Genomic DNA, 23378 nt, shown 5'->3' on the forward strand with positions numbered 1-23378 from the left:
GACGGTGCGCCCGCGCCGCAAGCCGGTGCGCTGAGCGGGGTCAGGGCAGGGCGCGGAAGTCGGCGAAGTCGAAGCCGGGGGAGACCACGCAGCTGACCAGGACCTCCTCGCCGCCGGACGGGCGGGCGGCCTGCCACACGCCCGCCGGCACGACGGCCTGCGGGACCTGCCCGCCCGCCACGTCCGCGCCCAGCGTTACCGTTTCCGGGGTCGCGGACGGCCACTCGCCGCCGCCGCCGAGGAACAGCGCCAGCGGGCCTCCCCGATGCCACAGCCACACCTCCGCCGACCGGACGACATGCCACATGGACTCCTCGCCGGGCGGCAGCAGGAAGTAGATGCCGGTGGCGCTGGCCCGCTCGCCCGGATAGCCGCCCGGGGTGAACGCCACGTCCGACCGCCACGTCTCCCGGTACCAGCCGCCCTCGGGGTGCGGCAGCAGATCGAGGGCCTCCGCCGTCGCGGGACGATCGAGCATCGCGACGTGCCGCCCGTCAGGGCCGCGCCGCAGGTACCGGACGCGGACCGCCGTCGTCCGGTCGATCACCCCGCGTCCCGGCACGGCACCCGGCGCCGGATCCAGCGTGACGGCGACGACCTGCCCGTCCCCGAACACGTCGTCGGCGACGGCCAGCGCGGCGGCGTCGTCCGGTGCCCACACCGCCCCGGCCTCGGACAGAACGAACCGCGGGCCGGGCTGGGCCCGCCAGGCGTCAAGCGTCGTCAGCAGCAGCACTCATCGAGCCTAGACGGTCAAGACGATCTTGCCGGTGACCCGCCCGAAGCATCCCGAAGTCAACGGAAGCAGCCCCGAGGCAGGCCGTTCCGTTTCCGACGTCGCCTCCACGCCTGACTCGTGTGGTGCGGCACGGGCTGCGCGCCGATGGCCGCCACCGCGCCTGTGAGGTCATGGCAGGGCCGCAGCGGGTCACCGGTCGACGTGACGAACCACGGCACGCCACCGACTCCGGCTTTGACCTGGATGCTTTGTCCGCGCCGTGCCAGGTCGGGCGGAAGTATCCGCAGCTTTTCCGGGTCCTCAAGACGAGCCGACCAGCCGGTGGCGGTGAGTGCGGAGGCGAGGGCGGCGAGGTACTGTGCGGCGTTCACGCGTCCCACCACACCACGGCGCCGGTTCCCTCGTCCCGCCATGCCTCGGCGACCGTCCTGAGGTGGACGTAGCGGACGCGGCCGAGCGGGTCGAGCGCGACGCGGCGGACCGTCCCCCAGCCGTCGGGACCGCCGTCGCGGAGCACCTGGTGGACGTTGCGCATCGCGGCGTCCCGGTCGTCCGTCACTCCGGCCCACCCGGCGTCCCGGCCCCGGACGTCCCAGACGAAGATCTTGCGCGGCGGGCCCGCGGGTGTCGGCTCGGTCACCGTGCCGCCCGTGTGATGGCCACCCTGATCTGGGACGCCGCCGCGTCCAATTCGTTCGCGGGACGGATCAGCGCGCTGGTGCGGACGTCGTAGAACCACCACTGCCCGTCGCGGTAAAGGCACCCGACCGTGGCCGCACGTCCGGGGACCTTGTGCGGGATGACGTTGAGGACCGGATAACCGTCGACCGACGTGAAGGCCGTGAGCAACCCCGCGACCCGGACGAACCTCTCGTTGAGCCGGACCAGGAAGGTGATCCGCTCCCTCTGCGGGACCGGCGCACCAGGACGGCGCGCGGCCTGCGGCTCTGGAGGGGGCGGCGGGATGACGCGTCCCCCGGAACGCCGTTCGTGCGCTCCCACGTGATCACCCTCCAGGGATCCGGCGAGTGGGGGTCGTGATTCTCAGGATCATCCTCCGCCTGTGTATTCGGACATATTTCATGTCTGGGATGAATTGCTCTGCCGGAGGTGATCGAGTTTCTTGTTCGAGGGGGAGAATATTTCGAGTCACCTCTGCGGCGAGGTCGAGTAGAGCACCATGAAGACGCGAACTGCAAGACTTAAAGCGAATTTGCTAATGAAGAATTCGCAGGTCAGGGCCCATGTTGCAGATCATGCCGACCGATGCTTTCATTTCGAGTGAAAGACGACCCCGAATAGAGGTGATGTCAAATGCCGGCGCCCCCGACCGGATCGACCGTCCCCCGAAGGCAACTCGGCCGCCATCTGCGCCAACTGCGGACAGATGCGCGCATGACGGTACAAGCAGCCGCGAATGCGCTCGAATGGTCCGAGGCGAAGATGTGGCGCATCGAGACCGGGCAGACGTCGCTGCGGTCCCACGATGTGGAGCTCATGTGTCGGGTGTACGGAGCGCCCCGCGACCTGAAGGCGGCCCTGATGGGCCTCGCCAGGGAGACCAAGGAAAAGGGATGGTGGAACGCCTACGGCGACGTGATCCCGGACAGCTTCGACCTCTACATCGGCCTTTAGGAAGCGGCACAGACCTTTGAGCATTACTCGCCCGAGCTCGGCCGGCGCCCATCGGGGGCTCGACACCGGACCGTTCATCCTGATGCGGTTCCTGACCACTGGAGACGGCCGCAGCCACGAGCCGCCCACGGTGTACGTGCAAGGCTTCACCGGGGCTCTGTATCTTGACAAACCCCACGAGATCGACCGCTACGCCGACGCGTTCGCGGTCATATGGAACGACGCTCTCCCGGAGGACGAGAGTTCGGCGCTGTTCCTGCGAGTAGCAAGGGAGATGGACGGACGATGAATGCCGGCTTCACGGCTGCGGCCTGGCGCAAGAGCAGCCGCAGCAACTCCGACCAGGATTGCGTCGAGATCGCGCAGGGCATGGCCTGGCGCAAGAGCACTCGCAGCAACTCCGACCAGGAGTGCGTCGAGGTCGCGCAGCTGGCGGCCGCCGTCGGTGTCCGGGACAGCAAGAACCCGGAGGGCGGCCACCTCGCCATGGACCGCACCGCCTTCGGTGACCTGTTGGTCAAGGTCAAGGCGGGCGACCTGGACCTCTGACCGAGGCGCCGGCCTTGGCCGGTCGTTCGCCCGCGCCTGCGGACCGCGACCGCGGGCGGGGCGGACGTCAGGGCGCGGCAACCGCGAGGATGACCTCCACCAGGCGGACGGAGGGCGATCACGCACCCTCGTATACCCAGGCTCGGCCGGTCTGCCGGTACTCCTCCACCGGGATCGGGTCGACTCCGGTTCGCATCCGGGCGGTGTACAGCAGGCCGTCGAGATGGTCGATCTCGTGGTGGATGAGGCGGGCGAGGCCGCGCGTGTACTCGATGGTCACCCTTGCGCCGGTCAGAGCCGTGGCCTCGACGGTGATCTTCAAAGGGCGGGGAACCAGACCACGGACGTCGAAGAAGCTCAGGCAGCCCTCGTACTGCTCGTCTATCTCCTCGGAATGGTCGGTGATCCGCGGGTTGAACAGGATGATGGCCGGGGCGTCGCCGGGCGGCTGGACGACGGCCACGGCACGTCCGATGCCGATCTGCGGGGCCGCGATACCCATGCCCTTGGCGAAGGGGTGGACTTGTTCGATCCGCTCCATGGCGGCGAACAGTTCGTCCGTGACGCGCTCGGCCTCGTCGCGCTCGGCGGGCAGGTCGAAGGCGCGGACCGGTTCGGCGAGGATGCCGGCGCCGTGCTGGACGACACCGAGGTCTCGCATCTGCTGGCTGGGCCGCACGTCAATCACCTGAACTCCCCTTGATCAGTGTCGCGTTCGGTCCGTGCCCGAAACCGCCACTTCAGCCGGTACCGAGCGTGCAGGGCGGGTGTAGTTGTGATCCACGTGAATTGCCGTAATTCACCGTGTGATCCAGACGGAGGACTGCGCTCGTGTGCTGATCATGGCGGGCAGCTCTGCCAAATCGGAGAAGGTTCTTCGTGAACGAGTCCCTCTGTCCGTCCGTCAGATCGTGGCGGGGACGGCCTGGTCGTGCAGGAAGTCGTCCAGTTCCAGGAAGTCCAGGAGGGCTTCGCGCATCCGGTCCATATCGGAAGCGTTGGCAGCCCGTGCCGCACACTGCGCTCGGTCGGCCGCCGTCCCCACCCCCGTGAGTTGGGCGACCGTGTGCCCTGTCGCCCACGCGATCGCCACCACCTCCGGCATCTTCGGCGCACGGTCCCCGGAGATGATCCGCGACAGGGTGGACTGCGAGATTCCGGTCGTGTCCGCGAGGGCGCGCTGGCTGAGGCCCGCGGCGACGCGGGCGCTCTCAATCGCCGCACCGCTGGTCATGGTCACCATCATGAATGGTCAGTCCATTTCGGAGAGGCGGGCGGGGTCGAAGACGATCGGGTAGGGGCGGTCCAGCGTGATCGTTTCGCCGGAGCGGGCCTTGGCGGCCACCTCGTAGTGGTCGTCCCTGAGTTCCAGCATGGTGATCGTCGGGCGGGGTTCCAGGTCGACCAGCCAGTAGTGGGGGATGCCGGTCAGGGCGTACTCGCTCACCTTGCGGACGCGGTCCGTCTGCTCGTTGACGGTGCGGGGCGTGACGACCTCGGCGACGAGGATGAGGTCCGGGCCGTAGTAGGTGCGGGTCTGGCGTTCCAGGGCGGCGCGGGCCACGTCGCGGGTCACGGCGAAGACGTCCGGCTTCCGGATGCCCGCGGGGGTGGTCACGTCCTGCGGGGCCCCCGCGACGTGGACGTCGGCGGCGGCTTGGCGGGCCGCGTCCTTGAGGATGCCCTTGAGCCGTTCGGCGGCGTGGTCGTGCCACAGGTCGCCCGGCAGTTCGTTCAGCCACCCGTCCGCCAGTTCGTAGCGGCGGCCCTCCTCGGGCAGCGCGTCCAGGTCGTACAGCGTGTACGGACCATGTGCGCGGCCGAGTGTCCCGCCCATGGATCATCCCCCTAACCTCGGCTTCTCCGAATTTAGCGGACGGAGGTCCGGCGGGGCCGCAGGCAAGATCGCGCGTCGGGATGCGGCCAATGTCTCGAAAGCAGAGGGGCGGCAGGTTAAGATACATCGTGTCTTGGACTTGACCCTCCACCAGGGGGAGGGACGAGTCTGCGGAGGCGGACCGTCCCGAAGGAGACATGCGATGAGCGTCGAGCAGCATCCCCAGACCGCGCCCGCGCTGCGCGCCTCGGACCGTGACCGCGACGAGATGCTCGTCCGGCTGCACACCTCCTTCGCCGAGGGGCGGCTGAGCGAGGCCGAACTCGACGAGCGCATCGACCTGGTCCTGGCCGCGGTCACCCATGAGGACCTCGGGGCCGTGGCCGCCGACCTGCCCGGTGACGGGCGACGGGCGGTTGCGGAGGGCTCCGGACCCGCCGGGCGGTTCCAGGTCGCCTACAAGAGCTCGATCACGCGCGCCGGCCGCTGGCGGCTGCCCGAGCGGTTCACCACCGTCGTCTACAAGGGGACGAGCCTGCTCGACCTGCGGGCCGCCGAGCTGGACGGGCCCGTCACCACGCTCCGGATCCTGGCCTACAAGTCCTCGGTGGAGATCATCGTGCCTCCGGGTGTTCGCGTGGAGACCGACGGTGTGGGCGTCTCCACCGAGGTCCACGGCGTTCCGTCCGCCGGTTCACCGGTCGTGCATGTCCGGGGTTATGCCTACAAGGGAACGATCGAGGCGAAAGATCGAATACGCCGGGCCTGAGGTGATAGAACGCTCCCGCGGCCCCATTGGCCGCCGGTCACCAGGATGTCCGTACAGGCACCCGCGTGGCGCGATTCGATGGTGGTCCGACAGGACCGTGAAGGAGCGCGTGTGACGGCGAGGACCCCGGAGCGGGACGAGGCCCGGCGGACGGCCGAGGAGGAAACGGGCGGCTCCCGCCAGGTCCGGCGACGGCTGACCTTCGGCGTCGCCGGCGACCTCGCCGGCATGCGGACGGCGCTGTCACCCTGGCAGCGCGCGTACGAGGCGTGGCGGGCCGCCGGGCTGAGCTGGGGCCATGGTGCCCCGCCCCGCGAACGGGCCGTCGGCGACGCGGCGGGCGTCAACGCGGTCCGCCTGGCGGAGGCGCCGGAGACCGGTCCGGACGCGACGACGGAGCCCGAGCCCGCCGGGCCGGCCCCGGCGAAGACCGAGAGCACGAAGCCCGCCCCGGAGAAGGCCGCCCCGAAGAAGCCCGCGCCGCGGAAGGCCGCGCCCGACCCCGACGATGTCCTGGTCGCCGGGCCCGGCATGGCCGCACGGAAGCAGGCGCCGCCCCCGCGCCCGGCGCGCCGGCTGCGTTCGCGGCTCGCGGTCGTGACCGGGCTCGTCCTGGTCGCCGGAGGCGTGATCTTCACGGTGTCCCAGGAGGAGAGCGGCTCGGACGAGCCGGGCATCCCGGGTCCGGTGGCGGCGGACGCACTCTTCGCGCCCGACCCGGCCGCCACGACCGACGGGCTCGTCCAGGACCTCGCCACCGTCGCCGCCGCCGGAGGGACGCTGGTCGCCGCGGGCACCGAGAGCGACGGAGTCCCGGGACGGGAACGGACCCGGTTCCTCTTCTCCGTCGACGGAGGCCACGCCTGGTCGCTGGGGCGGATCGCCACGCCGGACGGCTCGGAACTCCCGTTCGGCGACGACCCGGGCATGGTCTCCGGCGGCAACGGCCTGTGGGCGGCGCTCGGACGGTCGTCCGACGGCGGCACGGTGGCGTGGACGAGCCAGGACGCCAAGACCTGGACCAGGCACACCCTCGGCGCCGCGTTCCGGTCGTCCGACACCATGAACGACGTGACCCGCACCGGCGACGGCTTCGTGGCCGTCGGCGCCGCGGACGGCCGGGCCGTCGCCTGGCTCTCGGCGGACGGCGGCGCCTGGCAGCGCGTCGAGGGCCTCAAGGGGATCAGCGGCCTTGATCGCGTTGCGTCCTCCGGGACGGTCCTGGTGGCCCACGGGACGTACCCGAGGAAGGTCACCCGGAAGCGGCGCGGGAAGAAGGTCACGCGCACGGTGCCCACCCCCGGGACCTGGCGTTCGACGGACGGCGGCCGGACGTGGACCGGCGTGAGAATCCCCCAGGCGCAGGGCTCCTACGGGCCCGCGAAGGGCCTCACGTCCGGCCCCGGCGGGTTCGCGACCGTCCGCGAGGCCAAGCGCACGAGCGGCCCGAAGAAGCGCCGCAAGACGGCGCGCTCCGGGGTTCTGCTCACGTCGGCGGACGGCCTGAAGTGGCGGGTCGCGAGCCGCTTCCCGGGGTACGGCATCGAGCTGTTCGGTGGGACGCGGGCCGGTTTCGCGGTGCTGGTGCAGGGCGAGAAGGGCGCCCGCAGGATTCTGCGCAGCACCGACGGCGCTACCTGGAAGCCGGGCGGCACCGTCGCCGCGCCCGTGCGGAGCAGCGGGCTGACGGTCGCCTCGGGCGGCACGATCGCGATCTCCGGGGGGCAGGGCGACGACGCCTACCTGCACGGCGTGGATCTGCGGACCGTGCCGGGGGCCGTCCGCCCGGAACGTGCCATCAGGTCCCTCGCGGCGGTTCCGGGCCGCTCCGTCGCGGTGGGCGGCACCAATGGCGGCGCGGCGATCTGGACGGCCCCGGACGGCCGCACCTGGCAGCGTGCCCGGTTCCCCGGCGCCGGCGGTTGGCTTTCGGACGTCGTCCACGGCGGCAAGGGATGGCTCGCGGTGGGCCGCACGTCCGGCGCGAAACCCGCACCGCTCGTGATGACCTCGCAGGATGGGGCGTCCTGGCAGAAGGCCGCGTTCCCCGCCGGACCTCCGCCCGTGGCCGTCGTGACCGGGCCGGCCGGCTACGTCGCGGCCGGAGCGGGTGCGATGTGGCGCACGGCCGATCTCAAAACGTGGAAGCGGACCGACCTCGACGGCGCCCCGTCCGATGTGGCGGCGGCGGCCGCGAAGTACGTGGCGGTCGGTGCCCGGGGGGAGGCGCCGGCCGTCTGGACGTCGGCGGACGGCGTGACGTGGACGGCCGCCGAACTTCCGGCCGGTCTCGCCACCGGGCCGCTCACCGATGTCGCCGCCCACGGGAACATCCTGGTGGCGATCGGCGCGGACGGTGCCCCGCTGGTCTCCGCCGACGGCGGGACGACCTGGGGCGCGCGGGGGCTCGGCGGCGACTTCAACGCCACCGCGATCACGTCGACGCCGGACGGTTTCGTCGTGGCCGCGGTCACCTCGGCGCGGAACGCGGTGGTCCTGGCGTCCGCGGACGGCGGCACGTGGCGGCGGCTCCCGGTTCCCGGGCTGTCCGGGGCGGGCGACCAGCGGCTCACCGTCCTGACCGCCATGGGTCCCGCCGTCCTGGCCACAGGAGTCACGGACGGCCCGCGCTCGGAGATCCCGCTTCTCTGGAAGGCCCGCGTCCCGCGGTAGCGGCGGGGGCGGTCAGCCGTTGCAGCCGCAGGAGCATCCCTTCGGGCATGAGCATCCGCCGCCGTGTCCGCAACTGCAGTCTTTTTTCGTCATGCGCGGAAAGTACCGTCCGCCGCACTGTGCGGTCTATGACCGTCGGCGCGAGGTGACTCTGTCGTGCAGGACACGGGCCGTCCCGTGGCGGGGAACTCGGGACGGCCCGTGCCTGGCTCGCGGCTCAGGCGTCGATGTGGAGGTCCACGCCGAGCAGGATCAGGACCCAGAGGAATATGGCCAGCAGCGCGCTGCCCACGCGGCGGATCAGGCTTTCGTCGATGTAACCGCGGTCCCAGGCGATGAACACGCCGATGATGATGTAGATGAGGCCGACCAGGCTGATGTGCGGCCGGTATCGGGTCGCCATGTAAGGCGTCTCCTCCCGGTGGGGGTCTGACGATCACTCGCTGCCCCGGGGGTCCGGGAGAAAACACCGGCGGCATTCAGGGCCGGTCCCAGACGATCTTTTTGGCACATCCCAAATTGGACTGCCGTAACCGTGTGAACGTGGGTGTTCACTCTCCGGAAATGCCGCGATCGCGGCCGCGGCTATTCGCCCGACACCTTGATACGGACGACGGTGGGGTCGCGGTCGTCCGGGCCGGCGAACTCGGCGTTGCGGTGCACCACGTCGAACTCGTGCCGGTCCTTGCGCAGGGACGGGCTGAGCAGGATGTGGTCGAGGACCTCGGAGTTGCCGCCGGTGACCGCCGTGTAGCGGTCGCCCGGGGGCAGCCGCGCCGGCAGGTCGGTGAGCCCGGTGCCCTGGACGAGGGTGCGGACGGGGGAGGAGGTCTCACCGTCGTTGAGCTCACCCGCGACGATCACCCGTGCGTCCGTGTCCACCTTCCGGACCGAATGCACGAACCCCGCCACCATGCGCGCCTGCGCTGCACGCCGCCACTCGGTGGGGCGGGCCGGCGGCTGGTGCCGGCCGAACAGCGGCTGGTCGTCGGTCGTGCGGGGGAACCACTGGTTGGCGATGACGATGATGCGGCGGCCCTGCCAGGTGACCTCCCCGGCGAGGGGCTTGCGGGTGCCCGCCCACGCGGCGTCGCCCGGCGCGATGCGGCCGGGGCTGAGCGACAGCCCGGCCGCCCCGCCGTGCCGGACGGCGCGGACCGGCGTCACGGCCGGGTCGGGGCCCTCGGGCGGCTCGTCCGGGAGCGGCTCGGTGAGGGAGGGGCGGTCGACGAACGCGAGGCCGCGGTCGGTGCGGAACAGGAACCCGCCCCGCAGGTTGTCGCCCTCCTCGCCGCCGTCGGCGTTGTCGCGCGGGGCGACCGACCGCCAGTCGTAGGCGGGGCCGCCCGCCGCGCTGATCGCCGTGATCAGCTGGGCGACGGTCTGGTCGGCGGCGACGGTGCCGTCGTCGTCGGGTCCGCTGTTGTCGCCGAGGCCGCTGACCGCGATGAGGTCGGGGGAGCGCAGCCCGGTCACGATGTCGCCGGCGAGCCCGGCGAACCGCGCGGGCGGCGCGTCCGGGTTCAGCCCGTCCAGCCCGGCGGTGGCGACGGCGAGTTCGCCGGGCTTCTGCGGGCGGGTGACCTCGCGGGGCAGCCCGCCGGACGCGCGGCGCGGGGTCGTGGTGAGCAGCAGGTGGTAGTCGCCGTACTCGTAGTCGAGGACGCCGCGGTTCGCGCCGGGGAGCCGGTCGCCGACGTTCATCCCGGGCAGCGGGGCCAGGGCGTCGTCCAGGATGATCCGCTCGGGGTTGGCGTCGCCGTCGCGGAGCAGGATGCCGCCGCGCGGCGTCCGCGTCCCGGAGCCGGCGCCGTTCGCGGGCAGCACCGGGATCTCGCCGTAGCGGGACGGGCCCACCGCGACGGCGTCGCGGATCTCGATCCGCATCCCTTCGAGGGACTCGTAGAAGTCGATGCCGTCGCGGCGGGGATCGAACGCGCCGCCCCGCTCGACGTTGCCGTACCCGCGGTCGATCACCCGCCCGGGCGGCCTGCGGCCCTTCGGGCCGATGACGACCGGTGGCGGTGGCGCCGTGCCGTGCGCCTCGACGGTGGTCGCGGTGGCGTCGATCTCCGTGCGGGTCAGCCCGCCGGACGAGGCGCCGCCCGGACGGAACTCGGCGACCTCGCCGTCCACCCGGACGGAGTCGCCCGCCGCCACGTCCGGCCGGGTCCGGGTGAAGACGAACACGCCCTCGGACGTCGCGTGATCCTTGTCGGGGCGGGGGTCCTGCATCCAGAACCCGTTGCCGGTCAGCGCGGTCACGACGCCGGGGACCCGGGCGACGGCGGAGCCGTTCAGCGGCGAGATGTGCGCGGCGCCCTGGATGTCGCGGATGCGCACCGACGGCGCCGCGGCGTGCGCGGAGGCCGGCGCGGCCAGCGGTGCGACGAGGACGCTCGCGGCCAGGAGCCTCCGGAGACCGTGCACCACCCGCGCTCCATGATCGACTAGGGAGTCCGACCGAACGACAAGGATGATACGCGTGCGTCCCGGCACCGCGTGCCGCCCTCGTGAACGCGCCCCGGGGCGGCACACCGCGCCGCCGGGGCCTACTCCTCCAGCGTCAGCGCGGCCTTCGGGCACGAGCGGACCGCATGCCGGACGCGGTCCTCTTCCTCCGGCGGGACGTCCGGCTTCAGGATCTCCAGTTCGTCATCCTCGTTCAGGTCGAAGACCTCGGGTGCGAGCCCGACGCACACGGCGTTCGCCTCGCACACCAGAGGATCGACTCGTACTCTCATCGCCTTCTCCGTTCCCGCCGTGAGCATGCCGGTACCACCTTCGCCCGCCAACTTACCGAATGTGATTCGGAGTGGTCTCCCGACCCCGAAAGTAGAACAGGTTCCATATGGGGCGGCAAGGGCGGGTCCCACTGAGCGGATCTCGGATAAGGTGCCGGACTGGGAGGAATCGATGACCCACACCAAGGCGTCCACCGGCCCGGGGACGACCGGCACGCCCACCCCCGGAATCCCCGCCGACCTGCTGCGGGCCGCGCGCTACGCCAAGGGCTTCATGCCGGACGGCGAGGGCCTCGCGCTGTACGAGACGGCCCTGGAGTACGGGGCGCGCCTCGCCGGCGCCGGCCCGATGCTGGAAGTCGGCACCTACTGCGGCAAGTCCGCCGTCTACCTGGGGGCCGCGGCCCGGGCGGCGGGAACGATCCTGGTCACCGTCGACCACCACCACGGCTCGGAGGAGAACCAGGCGGGCTGGGAGCACCACGACCCCTCCCTCGTCGACCCGAGCACAGGGCGGATGGACACGCTCCCCGCCTTCCGGAAGACGATCGCGGCCGCCGGGCTCGAAGACGAGGTCGTCGCCGTCGTCGGGCAGTCCCGCACCGTGTCGGCCTTCTGGCGGACACCGCTGGCGCTGCTGTTCATCGACGGCGGCCACGCCGAGGAGCACGCGCAGGGCGACTACGAGGGCTGGGTCCCGCACGTCGCCGTCGGCGGGGCCCTCGTGATCCACGATGTCTTCCCCGACCCCGAGGACGGCGGACAGCCGCCGTACCACGTGTACCTGCGGGCACTGGAGAGCGGCGCGTTCGAGGAACGCCGCGCCGAAGGCTCGCTGCGCGTCCTGGAACGCGTCAACGACACCGACCCGGTCCACCCCCGCCGCCCGGACGCCTGACGCTGGACGAAGGCCACGGCGAAGGGCCGCACGGGAGTCCGGTGCGGCCCTTCGCGGCTCTCGGACCGTCCTAGAGGTTCGTTCGCATCGGGTTGGCGACCGAGACCAGGGCGCAGCCGCACGCGAGCGGGTCGGACGCCTCGGACGGCCCCAGCGGCCGTCCCGCGATCTCCTTGAACAGCCGGGCGCCGGGGGAGGCGTCCGCCAGCGCGTCCGCCGCCAGGATGACCGCCGCGGCCGTGTAGGTGGAACGGTCCCCGGGGAAGTGCCGCCGGTTCTCGAACTGCCAGCCCGTCCAGTACGAGCCGTCCTCGTGCCGCAGATGCTGGATGGTGCGGAACAGCTCCAGCGCCCGGTCGCGTTCGCCGGCGGCGTCCAGCGCCAGCACCAGTTCGCAGCTCTCGGCCGCCGTCACCCACGGCTGGTCGGACACGCAGCGGCAGCCGAGGCCCGGCACGACGAACGTGTCCCAGCCCTCGTCGAACCGCCGTGCCGCGTCCTCACCGCGGACGGGGCCGCCGAGCACCGGGTAGTACCAGTCCATCGACCAGCGGCTCTTGTCGGCGAACGCCTCCGGATGCGCGGCGACGACGTGCCCGAGCTGGTCGGCGGCCAGCTCCCACTCCGGCTGGTGCTCGCCGAGATGCTCGGCCAGCGCGACCGCGCACCGCAGCGACTGGTGGATCGACGAGCAGCCGGTCAGCAGCGCGTGGTCGGACGCCTCGCCGTTCTCGTGCCGGATCCAGATGATCTCCCCGCGCCGGGTCTGCAGGCCGAGGGCGAACTCGATCGCCCGCCGGACTGCGGGCCACATCCGCCGCGCGAACTCCTCGTCCCCGGTCATCAGCAGCTCGTGCCAGACGCCCACCGCGAAGTAGGCGGCGTGGTTGGACTCGCCGCCCGGCTCGGTGACCTCGCCCAGCACCCACTTCGCGGGCCACGACCCGTCCGGCCGCTGGACGCTCCGCAGCCACTCGTACGCCCGCCTGGCCTCCGCGCCCAGCCCGGCCGCCGACAGCGCCATCGCGGCCTCGATGTGGTTCCAGGCGTCCACGTGCCCCGGGACGCCGCCGGTGGGGGAGAACCAGGGGATCGCGCCGGACTCCTCCTGCTGCGCGGCGATGCTCTGGGCCGTCGCGACGACGTCGTCCGTCGACAGGACCCCGCTCACGGAAGGCGGGCCGGTCTCAGACCGCATCCGCGGTCTCCTTGGCCGGGGCCGCAGGCGTGCCCGGCGCCGCGGGCTTGGCGAAGTAGACGACGACGCTCTTGCCGATCACCGGGTTCAGTGCGCGCTCGGCCAGCCGGGTGGCGAGGGGGCGCTTCATGATGTCCCAGACGAGGATCTGGTGGTAGGCCTTGGCGAGCGGGTTGCCGTCGTTGTTCACCCCGACCGCGCACTTGATCCACCAGTACGGGGCGTGCAGCCCGTGCGCATGGTGGTGGCCGCCGACCCGGAAGCCGACGGACTTCAGCTTGGCCTCCAGCTCAGCGCGGGTGTAGATCCGCACGTGCCCGCCGGGCGCGGTGTGGTAGTCCTCCGACAGCGCCCAGCACACCCGCTCGGGCAGCCAGCTCGGCACCGTCACCGCGAGCCTGCCGCCCGGCTTCAGGACGCGCAGCAGCTCGCGCATCGCCCGCATGTCGTCGGGGATGTGCTCCAGCACCTCCGACGCGATGATCGCGTCGAAGTGGTCGTCGGGGAACGGCAGGTCGAGCGCGTCACCCTGCACGGTCTCTGCGGTCGCGTCCTCGGGCACGTCGCCTTCGAGGCTCATCGCCCCGAACATCTTCTCGACGGCGGACAGCTCCTCGGCGTCCTGGTCGAAGGCGATGACGTGCGCACCCCGGCGGTACAGCTCGAAAGCGTGCCGTCCGGCGCCGCATCCCATGTCGAGGACGCGGTCTCCGGGGGTGACGCGGAACCGCTGGAAATCCACGGTCAGCAGGGTCGTGCTCCTTCCATACAGGGGAACGCCGTCGGGACGTCCCTCAGCCCTTGGCCTTGCCCGCGGCGAGCCGCAGGTAGTTCTGCTGGGTGATGGCGGCCCGGTAGTGCTCCACCGTGGCCTTGGCCACCGCGGGCCAGGCGAAACGCTCCTGGACGCGGGCCAGGCCGGCGGCGCCGGCACGCGCGCGCTCGCCGGCGGAGTCGTGCAGCCGGCGCAGGGTCGCCGCCAGCTCCTCCACGTCCCCGGGCTGGACGAGGACGCCCGCGTCGCCGACCACCTCCGGCAGCGCGCCGGCGCGGCTCGCGACCAGCGGCGTCCCGGACGCCATGTGCTCCACGGCCGGCAGCGAGAAGCCCTCGTAGCGGGACGGGACGACGGCGATCTCCGCGGACGCCAGCAGGTCGCCCAGGTCGCCGTCGCTGATGCCGCTGACGAACCGGACGCGGTCGCCGAGGGCCAGTTCCCGCACGAGTTTCTCGGTCGGGCCGTCCTTCTGCGGCTTGCTGACGACGATGACGTGCACGTCCCGCTCGGTGGCGAGCTTGGCGACCGCGCGCAGCAGCACGTCCACGCCCTTGATCGGCGCGTCGGCGCTGGCCATCGCCACGATCCGGCCGGGGACGCGCTCGCCGCGCGGGTGGAAGACGCGGGTGTCGACGCCGAGCGGCAGGATCTCGATGTCGCGCGGGTCGACCTTGAAGTCCTTGACGATGTCGACCTTGGACGACTCCGACACCGTCATGACCGGGCCGATCCGCCGCGACACCTGCGACTGCATGCCGACGAAGCCGTACCAGCGGAACTTGCCGAGCTTCTGCTTGATGCCGCGCGCCGCCTCCAGCTCGATCCGACGGTCGACGCTGATCGGGTGGTGGATGCTGGTCACCAGCGGCAGCCCCAGCCGGGCGATGCCGAGGTTGCCGAGGCCGAGGACCTGGTTGTCGTGCACGACGTCGAAGTCGCGGCAGCGTTGCTTCAGGAGCCGCAGCGCGCGCAGGCTGAAGGTCAGCGGCTCGGGGAAGCCGCCCGTCTTCATGTGCGCGAACTCCAGGACGTCGATCCAGTCGCGGAACTCGCCGAGGGCCGGGATGCGGAACGGGTCCTCGTCCCGGTACAGGTCCAGGCTCGGGATCTTGGTGAGGGCGATCTCCTCGCGGTCCAGCTCCGGATACGGCTGGCCGGACAGCACCTCCACCGTGTGGCCGAGATCGACCAGTTCCCGGCTCAGATGCCGGAGGTACACGCCCTGGCCGCCGCAGTGCGGCTTGCTCCGGTACGAGAGCAGGGCGATCCGCAACGAACCGGCCGGGCTCAGTGGATCACCGCCCGGCTCGCCTGCTTCACCCACGCCATCCCCTGCCCACGCACCACTCCCGTCAGTCGAGGAACGCCGGCCGCACGCGTACCGGCATCTCCTTGATGCCGTTGATGAAACTAGACCTTAGCCTCCGTACGTTACCGTTGAGTTCAATATTGGGCACAGTGTCCAAAAGTGTTTCGAAAAGCACACTGAGCTCGAGTCGGGCGAGGTGGGACCCGAGGCAGAAGTGCGGCCCGCCGCCGCCGAACCCCAGGTGGGGGTTGGGGTCGCGTCCCACGTCGAAGGTGCCCGGGTCCGCGAACACGGCCTCGTCGCGGTTGGCGGACGCGTAGAACACCACGACCTTGTCGCCCTCGGCGATCTTGCGGCCGCGGATCTCGGTGTCCCGGGTGGCCGTCCGCCTGAACAGGTTGACCGGGGTGACCCAGCGGACGATCTCGTCCGCCGCCGTCCGGACCAGGGACCGGTCGGCCTTCAGCCGCTCCCACTGCTCCGGATGCTCCAGCAGTGCCAGCATGCCGCCGGTCGCCGCGTTGCGGGTGGTCTCGTTGCCGGCGACCGACAGCAGCATCACGAACAGCTCGAACTCGTCCCCGCTCAGGATCTCCCCGTCGGCGTCCGGCTGGAGCAGCCTGGTGACGATGTCCTCGCGCGGGTTCTCCCTCCGGTCGGCGGCCAGGACGTTCGCGTACGTGTACAGCTCCGTCGCGGCGGCCTGGCCCTCCTCCGGCGTCCGCTGGAACTCCGGGTCGTCCCCGCCGATCAGCGTGTTCGACAGGTGGAAGATCTTCTCCCGGTCCTCCGGAGGGGCGCCGAGCAGCTCGCAGATCACGTACAGCGGCAGCGGGGCCGCCAGATCCCGGACGAAGTCCGCCTCGTCCCCCCGCTCCACGGTCTCGGCGACCAGCTCCCGGCAGATCTCCCGGATGTGCTGCTCCAGCGCGCCGATGGCACGCGGGGTGAAGCCCCGGTTGACGATGCTCCGCTTGCGCGAGTGCTCCGGCGGGTCCTGGTTGAGCATCATCATCCGCTGCAGGGCGAGATGCTCCTCCTCCGGTTCCTCGAACAGCGCGAGCCGCCGCCACGAGGAGAACAGCTCCGGGTGCCGCGACACGTGCACGACGTCCTCGTGCCGGGTGATCGCCCAGAACGGCGGGAAGTCCCTGCCCGGGTCCCCGTGGTGCCGGTGCACCGGATCGTGCTCGCGCAGCCAGGCCAGCTGCCCGTGGGGAATGCCTCCGTGCTCGTACGCGCCGGGATCGACCAGCTCGATGTCGGGGGTGATGTCGGGGGTCGCGGTCACCTGAACCTCCTCGGGTCCCTGAAGATCAGGACGGGGTGAAGCGCACCGGCAGCTCCTTGAGCCCGTTGACGAAGTTCGACCGGAGCCGGCGGGGCTCGCCGGCCGGCGCGATATCGGGCATCCGGTCCAGGATGGTCTCGAAGATGATCTTCAGGTTCATCCGGGCCAGATGGGTGCCCAGGCAGAAGTGCGGCCCGCCGCCCCCGAATCCGAGGTGCGGGTTCGGGTCGCGGCCCACATCGAACGCGAACGGGTCGTCGAACACCCGCTCGTCCCGGTTGGCCGACCCGTAGAACATCACGACCTTGTCGCCGGCCTTGATCTGCTTGCCGCCGAGCTCGACGTCGGTGAGGGCCGTCCGGCGGAACTGGTTGATCGGGCTCACCCAGCGGACGATCTCCTCCACCGCCGCCGGCAGCAGACTCCGGTCGGCCTTCAGCCGCGCCCACTGCTCGGGCCGCTCGAAGAACGCCTGCATGCCGCCCGCCGTCGCCGTCCGCGTCGTCTCGTTCCCGGCGATCGACAGCATGATCACGAAGAGCTGGAACTCCTCCTCGCTGACCCGCGTCCCGTCGGCGTCCGGCGTGAGCAGCTTGGTCACGATGTCGTCGCGCGGCGTCGACTCGCGGCTGCGCGCCAGTTCCCCGGCCCAGCCGGCGAACTCGGCCGCGCACACCTGCGACTCCGTCCGGTCCCCGATGTAGTCCGGGTCGTTGAACGCCACCAGCTTGTTCGACCAGTGGAAGATCTTCTGACGGGCTTCCAGCGGTGCGCCGAGCAGCTCGCAGATCGTGTAGAGGGGCAGCGGCGCGGCGAAGTACTCCACGAAGTCACACTCGCCCAAAGGCGCCGCCTCGTCGATGAGCTGATGGCAGATCTGCCGGATGTGGTCCTGCAGTTTGCCGATCATGCGGGGGGTGAACCCCTTGTTCACGAGGGCCCGCAGGCGGGTGTGGTCCGGCGGGTCCTGGAACAGCATCATCTGCCCGTACAGGGCGATGTCGTCGTCGGTGAACTCCTCGAACATCGCCGTCCGCGCGTGCGACGAGTACGGGTCCGCGCGCCGCGACACCTGCACCACGTCCTCGTGCCGGGTCACCGCCCAGAACCCGGGCACCCCCTCGTTCGGGTCCTGATGCCAGTGGACGGGATCGTTGTCGCGCAGCCACGCGAACTGCCGGTGCGGGATCCCTCCGCGCTCGTACACGCCGGGGTCGATGATGTCGATCTCGGGAGCTCGGAACGTCCGGGTTGCCGAGGCGGTGGACGTCGCAAGTGCCATGGGGAAGATCCTTCGTGCCGGCGCCGGAACTCGAGGCGACAAGATTGTGAACAGAGCGCTTGCTTGGCCTGCAGACCTAGAACACGTTCTAACATGAGACTCCAGTCTCATCAAGGGTCACGGCACACCCAATGAGCTGATCCACCGAGCCGGAAATGGGTTGCGAGGTCCTCGGACACGGCCGGTAACCTCGATCGCGTGCCACGCCTGTTCTTTCTCTGATCCCACTCCGGACGGCCCGTCCCTCGCGCCGAGCGAGCCGCGGGCGGTCTGACGCTGCCCTGATCAGCTCGAAGGCGCCTCTGTACACGTGTCTCCACGTGCGCGCCTCCGTCCGGAGGAAGAATGACCATCTCCATCACCCTGCCCGCGCGCGCTCGCGCGCAGCTCACCGCCGAGGGCATCCGCGTTGTCCGCGGTGGGCGTGCCGTTCTCGACGGCGTGAACCTCACGGTCTCCCCACAGGCACGCTGGGGCGTCGTCGGAGAGAACGGCCGAGGGAAGACGACTCTGCTCCACGTACTGAGCGGCGCCCTGGTGCCCGATGAAGGCGACGTCCAGCGTGTCGGAACCTTCGGGGTCGCCGAGCAGGCCATGGAAGCCGGCGCCGGCGCCACGGTCGGCGAGGCCATCGACACGGAACTCGCCGACGCGCGTGCGGCGCTGAAGGCGTTCGACGACGCCACGCAGGCCCTGGCGGAGGATCGCCCCGGCGCCGGGGAGGACTACGTCCGTGCCCTGGACGCCGCGGAGGCGCTCGACGCCTGGGACGCCGACCGGCGCGTCGACCTCGCCCTGGAGAGCCTGGGCGCGGTCACCGACCGGAGCAGGCCGCTGGCCGAACTGTCCGTCGGGCAGCGCTACCGGGTCCGGCTCGCGTGCCTGCTCGGCGCCGAGCACGACTTCCTGCTCCTGGACGAGCCGACGAACCACCTGGACGCGGCCGGCCTGGAATTCCTCACCGCGAGGCTGCGCGGGCATCCGGGCGGTGTCGTGGTCGTCAGCCACGACCGGGAGCTGCTGTCCGACGTGGCGACGACGATTCTCGACCTCGACCCCAGCCGGGACGGCCGGCCGCGCGTCTACGGGGACGGGTTCGCCGGCTACCGGGAGGGCCGCGAGGCGGAACTGCGGCGCTGGGAGGCCGAATACGAGCAGCAGAGGGCCGAGCACGCGCGGCTGTCCCGGGACCTGTCGGAGGCGCAGAACCGGCTCGTGACGAGCTGGCGGCCCGACAAGGGGACCGGGAGGCACCAGCGCGCCACCCGCGCCCCCGGCGTCGTCAGGGCCGTGCACCGGCGCCGCGACGACCTGGAGAAGTACGCGGTGACCGCGCCGGTGCCGCCGCAGCGCTTCAGGATGCCGGAACTTCCCGCCCGGCCCGGCGCCGCGCTGCTGACCGCGGACGGCGTTCGCGTGGAGTCACGGCTGCACCGGGAGGTGTCGCTGTCCCTGGAGCCGGGCTCGCGCCTCGTCGTCACCGGCCCCAACGGAGCCGGGAAGTCGACGCTCCTGGCGGTGCTCGCGGGACGCCTGACCCCCACGAGCGGGACGACGCGACGCGCTCCCGGCGTCCGCGTGCAGCTTCTCGCGCAGGAGTCGCCGCACGCCGGCGGCAGGCGCGCCCACGACGTGTTCGCCGCGCACGTCGGGCGCCTGATCACCACGGGCGTCCTCACGGAGGACGAGGCGGTCCCGCTCTCGGCTCTCGGCCTGCTGTCGCCCGCCGACCTGGGCAGGCCGGTGGGCGAGCTGTCGATGGGGCAGCGGCGCAGGCTCGACCTGGCGATGGCGCTGGCGGCGCGTCCGCACGTCCTCCTGCTGGACGAGCCGACCAACCACCTGTCGATCGCCCTGGTGGACGAGCTGACCGACGCGCTGCACGCCACCGGAGCGGCCGTCGTCCTCGCGACCCACGACCGGCGGCTTCAGCGGGACACCGCAGCCTGGCCCCGCCTTCCGGTCGCCACCGATGGGCCGGGGGCCTAGCCCTAGCGGAGTGTGTAGCGCAGGGGGTCGTCCGTGCCTTCGCGGCGGGCGACCCCCCGGGTCTCCAGGGTGCGGATGTGGGCGGCGGCCTCGGCGGCGGCCATGCGGCGGGCGAACTGCGACATCTCCGGCCACGGGTTGCGCCAGGTCAGGGCCGCCGTGATGTCCCACAGGGTGGTGGGACGCGACGACAGGAGGGCGGTCACCTCGGCGAGGCGCTCCTCGTGGTGGTCGATGATCTCCCGGGCGCGGCCGGAGAGGCCGTTGAAGCGGAACTGGTGGGCCGGCAGGACCTCGTCCACGGACATCGCGGAGACCTTGTCCAGGGAGCCGAGGAACTGGCTGAGCGGGTCGACGTCCGGGATGTCGTAGGGGTAGAGGCCGATGTGCGGGGTGATGCGCGGCAGGACGTGGTCGCCGGTGAAGATGCGGTCGCCGTCCTCAAGGTGCAGGCAGATGTGGCCGGGGGAGTGGCCCGGCGTCCAGATGGCCCGCAGTCTGCGTCCCGGCAGGTCGATCAGGTCGCCGTCGGACAGTTCGCGGTCCGGGAGGGCGGGCGGATCGACCCGGCGGCTCTCGGCGGGCGCGGCCAGCTCCGGCTCGGACGCTCCGGCGCGGCGCAGGGCCGTCAGCTCGAAGGAGCGGCGGCCGCCCTGGTCGGTGGAGCGGAAGAGCCGGACGATGTCGACGTCCAGGTGGTGCATGGCGATCCAGGCGCCGGACGTCTCGCGGACGCGGCCGGCCAGTCCCGCGTGGTCGGGGTGGTAATGGGTGACGACCACCCCGCGGACGTCGGCGACGTCGATGCCGAACGTGCCGAGGCCGTCGCGGAGGGCCGTCCAGGCGTCCTCGTGCTGCCAGCCGGCGTCGATGAGGACGGGGCCCCGCGGGCTCTCCACCGCGTACACGAGCGTGTAGGCGAGCGGATTGTCCGGGATCGGAACTGGAACGCTCCAGAGTCCTCCGCCCAGGTCTTCGGGTTCGGGCTGCAAGGAGACCGCCTTTCGCGCCTGTGAAAGGGCCCCGGCGGTGGAGGCCGGGGCCGTGGTCGTGTTCCGGTCAGATCCGTTCGAGGATGGTCGCGGTCGACAGTGCGCCGCCGCAGCACATGGTGACCAGGGCCGTCCCGGCGTCGCGGCGCTCCAGTTCGTGCAGCGCCGTGGTGATCAGCCGCGAGCCGGTCGCGCCGACCGGGTGCCCGAGGGCGATCGCGCCGCCGTTGACGTTGACCGTGTCCATGTCCGGCTTGTGGACCGATGCCCACGACAGCACGATCGATGCGAACGCCTCGTTGATCTCGGTGATGTCGATGTCGTTCATCGTCATGCCGGACTTCTGGAGTACGCGTTCGGTCGACTGCACCGGGCCGTCCAGATGGTAGTAGGGCTCGGAGCCGACCAGCGCCTGGGTCTTGATGCGGGCGCGGGGACGCAGCCCGAGGGCCTTCGCCTTCTCCTCCGACATCAGCACGACGGCCGCGGCGCCGTCGGAGATCTGGGACGAGGTGCCCGCCGTGTGCAGGCCCTCGGGGCCCGCGACGGGCTTGAGCTTGGCCAGGCCGTCGGCGGTGGTCTCGCGCAGGCCCTGGTCGCGGGTGACTTCGCGGGTCTCTCCGGTGACGTTGCCCTCGGCGTCCAGGACGGGCGCCGTGATCGGGGCGATCTCGCGGTCGAAGCGGCCGTCCGCCCACGCCTTGGCGGCCAGCTGCTGCGAGCGGGCGCCGAACGCGTCGAGGTCGGCGCGGGTGACGCCGCGGCGGGCGGCGATCCGCTCGGCGGCCTCGAACTGGTTCGGCATGTCGATCGACCAGTCGTCCGGGCGCGGGTTGGCGGGCAGGACGTTGCTGCCGAGCGGCGCGCGGCTCATCACCTCGACGCCGCAGCCGATCGCGACGTCCACGACGCCGGCGGCGATCTGCGACGCGGCGAGGTGGACGGCCTGCTGCGCCGACCCGCACTGGGCGTCGATCGTGGTGACCCCGGTCTGCCAGGGCAGGCCCGCGTACAGCCAGGAGTAGCGGCCCACGTGCCCGCCCTGCTCGCCGGCCTGCGTCACGCAGCCCGCGAAGACCTGCTCGACCTCGGCGGCGTCGATGCCGGAGCGTCCGACGGCGGCGTTCAGGGCGTGTGCCAGGACGGCCTGGGCCTTCATGCCCGCCAGCCAGCCGTTGCGCTTTCCGAGCGGTGTGCGTACCGCCTCGACGATCACCGGGGTGCCCATGCGGTCTCCTTCTAGAATGAGATTCGCTTACAACTGTAACCGGTTCTAGATTTCATGGAAGACCACGTCCCGGAGAGCAGGACGAGGGCCCTAGCCGTAGTGGACGGGGAGTTCCTTGATGCCGTTCAGCCAGGCGGAGCGGAGCCGGCGCGGCTCGCCCAGGCGGGTGATCCCCGGCATCTGGTCGGCGATCGCGTCGAACATGAGCCGGATCTCCAGGCGGGCCAGGTTCGCGCCGATGCAGTAGTGCGCACCGGTGCCGCCGAAGCCGAGGTGCGGGTTCGGGGAACGGGTGACGTCGAACGAGGCCGGGGCGTCGAAGACGTCCTCGTCGAAGTTGGCCGAGCTGTAGTACATGGCCAGGCGGTCGCCCGCCTTGATCTCCACGCCGCCGAGCTCGGTGTCGCGGACGGCCGTCCGCTGGAAGGCGGTCACGGGCGTCGCCCACCGGACGATCTCGTCCACCGCCGTCTCGGGACGCTCGGCCTTGTACCGCTCCCACTGGCCGGGGTCGTCCATGAACGCGATCATGCCGTGGGTGATGGCGTTGCGGGTCGTCTCGTTGCCCGCGACCGCGAGCAGGATCATGAAGTAGCCGAACTCGTCGTCGGTGAGGCCGCGCCCGTCCACGTCGGCCTGGACGAGCCGGGTGACGATGTCGTGGGCGGGACAGCCGCGGCGCTGCTCGGCGAGGCTCATGGAGTAGCCGATGATCTCGGCGGCGGCGCAGGCCGGGTCGTCGTTGTACTCCGGGTCGTCGTAGCCGAGCATCTTGTTGGACCAGTCGAACAGGCGGCGCCGGTCCTCCTGCGGGACGCCCATCAGCTCGGCGATCGCCTGCAGCGGCAGCTCGGCCGCGATCTCGGTGACGAAGTCGCCCTCGCCGCCGCGCCGGCGGGCCTCGGCGACGATCCGCCCCGCCCGCTCGTGCAGGGCGTCGTGCAGCGCGTTGATCACGCGGGGCGTGAAGCCGCGGGAGACGATCTGGCGCAGCTTGGTGTGCTGCGGCGGGTCCATGTGCAGCAGGAGGTTCTCGCGCTGGACGTCCAGCTCCTCGCGGCTGAACGTCTCGTTGAACCGGATCACCGCGCCGTTGGCGTTGGAGGAGAACAGCTCGTGGTCGCGCGAGATCTCCTTGATGTGGGCGTGCTTGCTGATCACCCAGAAGCCGTCGTCGTCGAACCCGGTGCGGCCGCGCGGCTGCTCGTTCCACCACGGGCGGGCGGTCCGGCGCAGCAGCGCGAACTCGGCGAGGGGGACGCGCTCGGCCATCAGGTCGGGGTCGCTGAAGTCGAATCCGGCGGGGACGGCGGTCTCAGGTGTGGTGGCGGGCATGCGCGCTTCCTCCCGATACGTCTGGCTGCTCGTCCACACCGTAGAACTGGTTTCAGGTGGACTTCAAGGGAAAATGAGACTCCAGTCTGATCGTGGGTCTTGTCACAGGTCTCTTTGATCTTCGGCGCTCTC

25 protein-coding genes are annotated in these 23378 nt (G+C 71.4%); 7 read left to right on the top strand and 18 right to left on the bottom strand.

The window, feature by feature from the left end:
- Nucleotides 1–40: 40 nt before the first annotated feature.
- Genes ACGFK0_RS06905 through ACGFK0_RS06920 form a run of 4 tightly spaced genes read right to left on the bottom strand, consistent with a single transcriptional unit; the run spans nt 41 to nt 1741 of the window.
- Nucleotides 41–736: a cupin domain-containing protein gene (locus ACGFK0_RS06905; protein ID WP_392901240.1), complete on the bottom strand. Its 696-nt coding sequence runs from the start codon at nt 734–736 to the stop codon at nt 41–43.
- Between the two features lie 59 nt (nt 737–795).
- Nucleotides 796–1110: a hypothetical protein gene (locus ACGFK0_RS06910; RefSeq protein ID WP_392901242.1), complete on the bottom strand. Its 315-nt coding sequence runs from the start codon at nt 1108–1110 to the stop codon at nt 796–798.
- The gene (locus ACGFK0_RS06915; protein WP_392901244.1) at nt 1107–1379 is read right to left on the bottom strand and encodes a hypothetical protein; all 273 of its coding nucleotides are present in this window, start codon (nt 1377–1379) and stop codon (nt 1107–1109) included. The genes ACGFK0_RS06910 and ACGFK0_RS06915 overlap by 4 nt, the downstream gene beginning before the upstream one ends.
- The gene (locus ACGFK0_RS06920) at nt 1376–1741 is read right to left on the bottom strand and encodes a hypothetical protein (RefSeq protein WP_392901246.1); all 366 of its coding nucleotides are present in this window, start codon (nt 1739–1741) and stop codon (nt 1376–1378) included. The genes ACGFK0_RS06915 and ACGFK0_RS06920 overlap by 4 nt, the downstream gene beginning before the upstream one ends.
- 393 nt (nt 1742–2134) lie before the next feature.
- Between ACGFK0_RS06920 and ACGFK0_RS06925 the strand changes: the two genes are divergently transcribed.
- The 3 genes from ACGFK0_RS06925 (at nt 2135) to ACGFK0_RS06935 (ending at nt 2923) form a co-directional block, all read left to right on the top strand.
- Entirely contained in the window at nt 2135–2374 is a 240-nt protein-coding gene (locus ACGFK0_RS06925) for a helix-turn-helix domain-containing protein (protein ID WP_392901247.1), read from the top strand.
- Between the two features lie 82 nt (nt 2375–2456).
- Nucleotides 2457–2663 (top strand): Scr1 family TA system antitoxin-like transcriptional regulator, encoded by a 207-nt coding sequence (locus tag ACGFK0_RS06930; RefSeq protein WP_392901249.1) that lies wholly within the window; start codon nt 2457–2459, stop codon nt 2661–2663.
- The gene (locus ACGFK0_RS06935) at nt 2660–2923 is read left to right on the top strand and encodes a DUF397 domain-containing protein (protein ID WP_392901251.1); all 264 of its coding nucleotides are present in this window, start codon (nt 2660–2662) and stop codon (nt 2921–2923) included. The genes ACGFK0_RS06930 and ACGFK0_RS06935 overlap by 4 nt, the downstream gene beginning before the upstream one ends.
- 118 nt (nt 2924–3041) lie before the next feature.
- Here the strand turns inward: ACGFK0_RS06935 and ACGFK0_RS06940 are convergent, their stop codons facing one another.
- The 3 genes from ACGFK0_RS06940 to ACGFK0_RS06950 all read right to left on the bottom strand — a co-directional run bounded on the left by ACGFK0_RS06940 (nt 3042) and on the right by ACGFK0_RS06950 (nt 4760).
- Entirely contained in the window at nt 3042–3611 is a 570-nt protein-coding gene (locus tag ACGFK0_RS06940) for a peptide deformylase (RefSeq protein ID WP_392901253.1), read from the bottom strand.
- Nucleotides 3612–3827: 216 nt separating this feature from the next.
- A complete protein-coding gene (locus tag ACGFK0_RS06945; protein WP_392901255.1) occupies nt 3828–4157 on the bottom strand; it encodes a helix-turn-helix domain-containing protein in 330 nt (109 codons plus the stop codon).
- Between the two features lie 18 nt (nt 4158–4175).
- Nucleotides 4176–4760, bottom strand: a complete 585-nt coding sequence (locus ACGFK0_RS06950; protein ID WP_392901257.1) for a Uma2 family endonuclease — start codon at nt 4758–4760, stop codon at nt 4176–4178.
- A gap of 202 nt (nt 4761–4962) precedes the next feature.
- Here ACGFK0_RS06950 and ACGFK0_RS06955 point away from each other — a divergent pair, with 202 nt between their 5' ends.
- Together ACGFK0_RS06955 and ACGFK0_RS06960 are read left to right on the top strand one after the other, a co-directional pair.
- A complete protein-coding gene (locus tag ACGFK0_RS06955) occupies nt 4963–5529 on the top strand; it encodes a DUF1707 domain-containing protein (RefSeq protein WP_392901259.1) in 567 nt (188 codons plus the stop codon).
- 111 nt (nt 5530–5640) lie between these two features.
- Nucleotides 5641–8202 (top strand): hypothetical protein, encoded by a 2562-nt coding sequence (locus ACGFK0_RS06960; RefSeq protein ID WP_392901261.1) that lies wholly within the window; start codon nt 5641–5643, stop codon nt 8200–8202.
- Between the two features lie 217 nt (nt 8203–8419).
- Here the strand turns inward: ACGFK0_RS06960 and ACGFK0_RS06965 are convergent, their stop codons facing one another.
- From ACGFK0_RS06965 to ACGFK0_RS06975, 3 genes are all read right to left on the bottom strand, one after another.
- Nucleotides 8420–8605 carry a hypothetical protein gene (locus ACGFK0_RS06965; protein WP_358454906.1) on the bottom strand — a complete coding sequence of 62 codons (186 nt, stop codon included), beginning with the start codon at nt 8603–8605 and terminating at the stop codon, nt 8420–8422.
- A 182-nt stretch (nt 8606–8787) separates the two neighbouring features.
- Nucleotides 8788–10635, bottom strand: coding sequence for an endonuclease/exonuclease/phosphatase (locus tag ACGFK0_RS06970; RefSeq protein WP_392901264.1), 1848 nt, complete (start codon nt 10633–10635; stop codon nt 8788–8790).
- A 119-nt stretch (nt 10636–10754) separates the two neighbouring features.
- Nucleotides 10755–10946 (bottom strand): ferredoxin, encoded by a 192-nt coding sequence (locus ACGFK0_RS06975; RefSeq protein WP_392901266.1) that lies wholly within the window; start codon nt 10944–10946, stop codon nt 10755–10757.
- A 172-nt stretch (nt 10947–11118) separates the two neighbouring features.
- Between ACGFK0_RS06975 and ACGFK0_RS06980 the strand changes: the two genes are divergently transcribed.
- Complete coding sequence (locus ACGFK0_RS06980) at nt 11119–11844, top strand: class I SAM-dependent methyltransferase (RefSeq protein WP_392901268.1); 726 nt, start codon at nt 11119–11121, stop codon at nt 11842–11844.
- A 70-nt stretch (nt 11845–11914) separates the two neighbouring features.
- Here the strand turns inward: ACGFK0_RS06980 and ACGFK0_RS06985 are convergent, their stop codons facing one another.
- The 5 genes from ACGFK0_RS06985 to ACGFK0_RS07005 are packed head-to-tail and all read right to left on the bottom strand — an operon-like array spanning nt 11915 to nt 17702.
- On the bottom strand, nt 11915–13042 hold the full coding sequence (locus ACGFK0_RS06985; protein ID WP_392901270.1) for a prenyltransferase: 1128 nt from the start codon (nt 13040–13042) through the stop codon (nt 11915–11917).
- Nucleotides 13032–13793 (bottom strand): class I SAM-dependent methyltransferase, encoded by a 762-nt coding sequence (locus ACGFK0_RS06990; protein WP_392901455.1) that lies wholly within the window; start codon nt 13791–13793, stop codon nt 13032–13034. Before ACGFK0_RS06990 ends, ACGFK0_RS06985 begins: the two co-directional genes overlap by 11 nt.
- A 43-nt stretch (nt 13794–13836) precedes the next feature.
- Nucleotides 13837–15144 carry a glycosyltransferase family 4 protein gene (locus ACGFK0_RS06995; RefSeq protein ID WP_392901272.1) on the bottom strand — a complete coding sequence of 436 codons (1308 nt, stop codon included), beginning with the start codon at nt 15142–15144 and terminating at the stop codon, nt 13837–13839.
- A gap of 28 nt (nt 15145–15172) precedes the next feature.
- A complete protein-coding gene (locus ACGFK0_RS07000; protein ID WP_392901274.1) occupies nt 15173–16420 on the bottom strand; it encodes a cytochrome P450 in 1248 nt (415 codons plus the stop codon).
- Between the two features lie 25 nt (nt 16421–16445).
- Nucleotides 16446–17702 carry a cytochrome P450 gene (locus ACGFK0_RS07005; RefSeq protein WP_392901276.1) on the bottom strand — a complete coding sequence of 419 codons (1257 nt, stop codon included), beginning with the start codon at nt 17700–17702 and terminating at the stop codon, nt 16446–16448.
- A 345-nt stretch (nt 17703–18047) separates the two neighbouring features.
- Here ACGFK0_RS07005 and ACGFK0_RS07010 point away from each other — a divergent pair, with 345 nt between their 5' ends.
- On the top strand, nt 18048–19691 hold the full coding sequence (locus tag ACGFK0_RS07010) for an ABC-F family ATP-binding cassette domain-containing protein (RefSeq protein WP_392901278.1): 1644 nt from the start codon (nt 18048–18050) through the stop codon (nt 19689–19691).
- Between the two features lie 2 nt (nt 19692–19693).
- Here ACGFK0_RS07010 and ACGFK0_RS07015 read toward each other — a convergent pair whose 3' ends face one another.
- The 3 genes from ACGFK0_RS07015 to ACGFK0_RS07025 all read right to left on the bottom strand — a co-directional run bounded on the left by ACGFK0_RS07015 (nt 19694) and on the right by ACGFK0_RS07025 (nt 23246).
- Entirely contained in the window at nt 19694–20683 is a 990-nt protein-coding gene (locus ACGFK0_RS07015; protein ID WP_392901281.1) for an MBL fold metallo-hydrolase, read from the bottom strand.
- A gap of 67 nt (nt 20684–20750) precedes the next feature.
- Nucleotides 20751–21911: a steroid 3-ketoacyl-CoA thiolase gene (locus ACGFK0_RS07020; RefSeq protein ID WP_392901283.1), complete on the bottom strand. Its 1161-nt coding sequence runs from the start codon at nt 21909–21911 to the stop codon at nt 20751–20753.
- 90 nt (nt 21912–22001) lie between these two features.
- Nucleotides 22002–23246, bottom strand: coding sequence for a cytochrome P450 (locus ACGFK0_RS07025; protein ID WP_392901285.1), 1245 nt, complete (start codon nt 23244–23246; stop codon nt 22002–22004).
- Nucleotides 23247–23378 lie beyond the last annotated feature (132 nt).

The organism is Spirillospora sp. NPDC048823 (assembly GCF_043198445.1).
GTDB lineage: Bacteria > Actinomycetota > Actinomycetes > Streptosporangiales > Streptosporangiaceae > Spirillospora.

Coding starts and splice junctions, on each gene's coding strand:
- ACGFK0_RS06925 (WP_392901247.1), top strand. CDS start 2,135: ATGACGGTACAAGCAGCCGCGAATGCGCTCGAATGGTCCGAGGCGAAG.
- ACGFK0_RS06930 (WP_392901249.1), top strand. CDS start 2,457: ATGCGGTTCCTGACCACTGGAGACGGCCGCAGCCACGAGCCGCCCACG.
- ACGFK0_RS06935 (WP_392901251.1), top strand. CDS start 2,660: ATGAATGCCGGCTTCACGGCTGCGGCCTGGCGCAAGAGCAGCCGCAGC.
- ACGFK0_RS06945 (WP_392901255.1), bottom strand. CDS start 4,157: ATGACCAGCGGTGCGGCGATTGAGAGCGCCCGCGTCGCCGCGGGCCTC.
- ACGFK0_RS06950 (WP_392901257.1), bottom strand. CDS start 4,760: ATGGGCGGGACACTCGGCCGCGCACATGGTCCGTACACGCTGTACGAC.
- ACGFK0_RS06955 (WP_392901259.1), top strand. CDS start 4,963: ATGAGCGTCGAGCAGCATCCCCAGACCGCGCCCGCGCTGCGCGCCTCG.
- ACGFK0_RS06965 (WP_358454906.1), bottom strand. CDS start 8,605: ATGGCGACCCGATACCGGCCGCACATCAGCCTGGTCGGCCTCATCTAC.
- ACGFK0_RS06975 (WP_392901266.1), bottom strand. CDS start 10,946: ATGAGAGTACGAGTCGATCCTCTGGTGTGCGAGGCGAACGCCGTGTGC.
- ACGFK0_RS06980 (WP_392901268.1), top strand. CDS start 11,119: ATGACCCACACCAAGGCGTCCACCGGCCCGGGGACGACCGGCACGCCC.
- ACGFK0_RS06985 (WP_392901270.1), bottom strand. CDS start 13,042: ATGCGGTCTGAGACCGGCCCGCCTTCCGTGAGCGGGGTCCTGTCGACG.
- ACGFK0_RS07005 (WP_392901276.1), bottom strand. CDS start 17,702: ATGGCACTTGCGACGTCCACCGCCTCGGCAACCCGGACGTTCCGAGCT.
- ACGFK0_RS07010 (WP_392901278.1), top strand. CDS start 18,048: ATGACCATCTCCATCACCCTGCCCGCGCGCGCTCGCGCGCAGCTCACC.
- ACGFK0_RS07020 (WP_392901283.1), bottom strand. CDS start 21,911: ATGGGCACCCCGGTGATCGTCGAGGCGGTACGCACACCGCTCGGAAAG.
- ACGFK0_RS07025 (WP_392901285.1), bottom strand. CDS start 23,246: ATGCCCGCCACCACACCTGAGACCGCCGTCCCCGCCGGATTCGACTTC.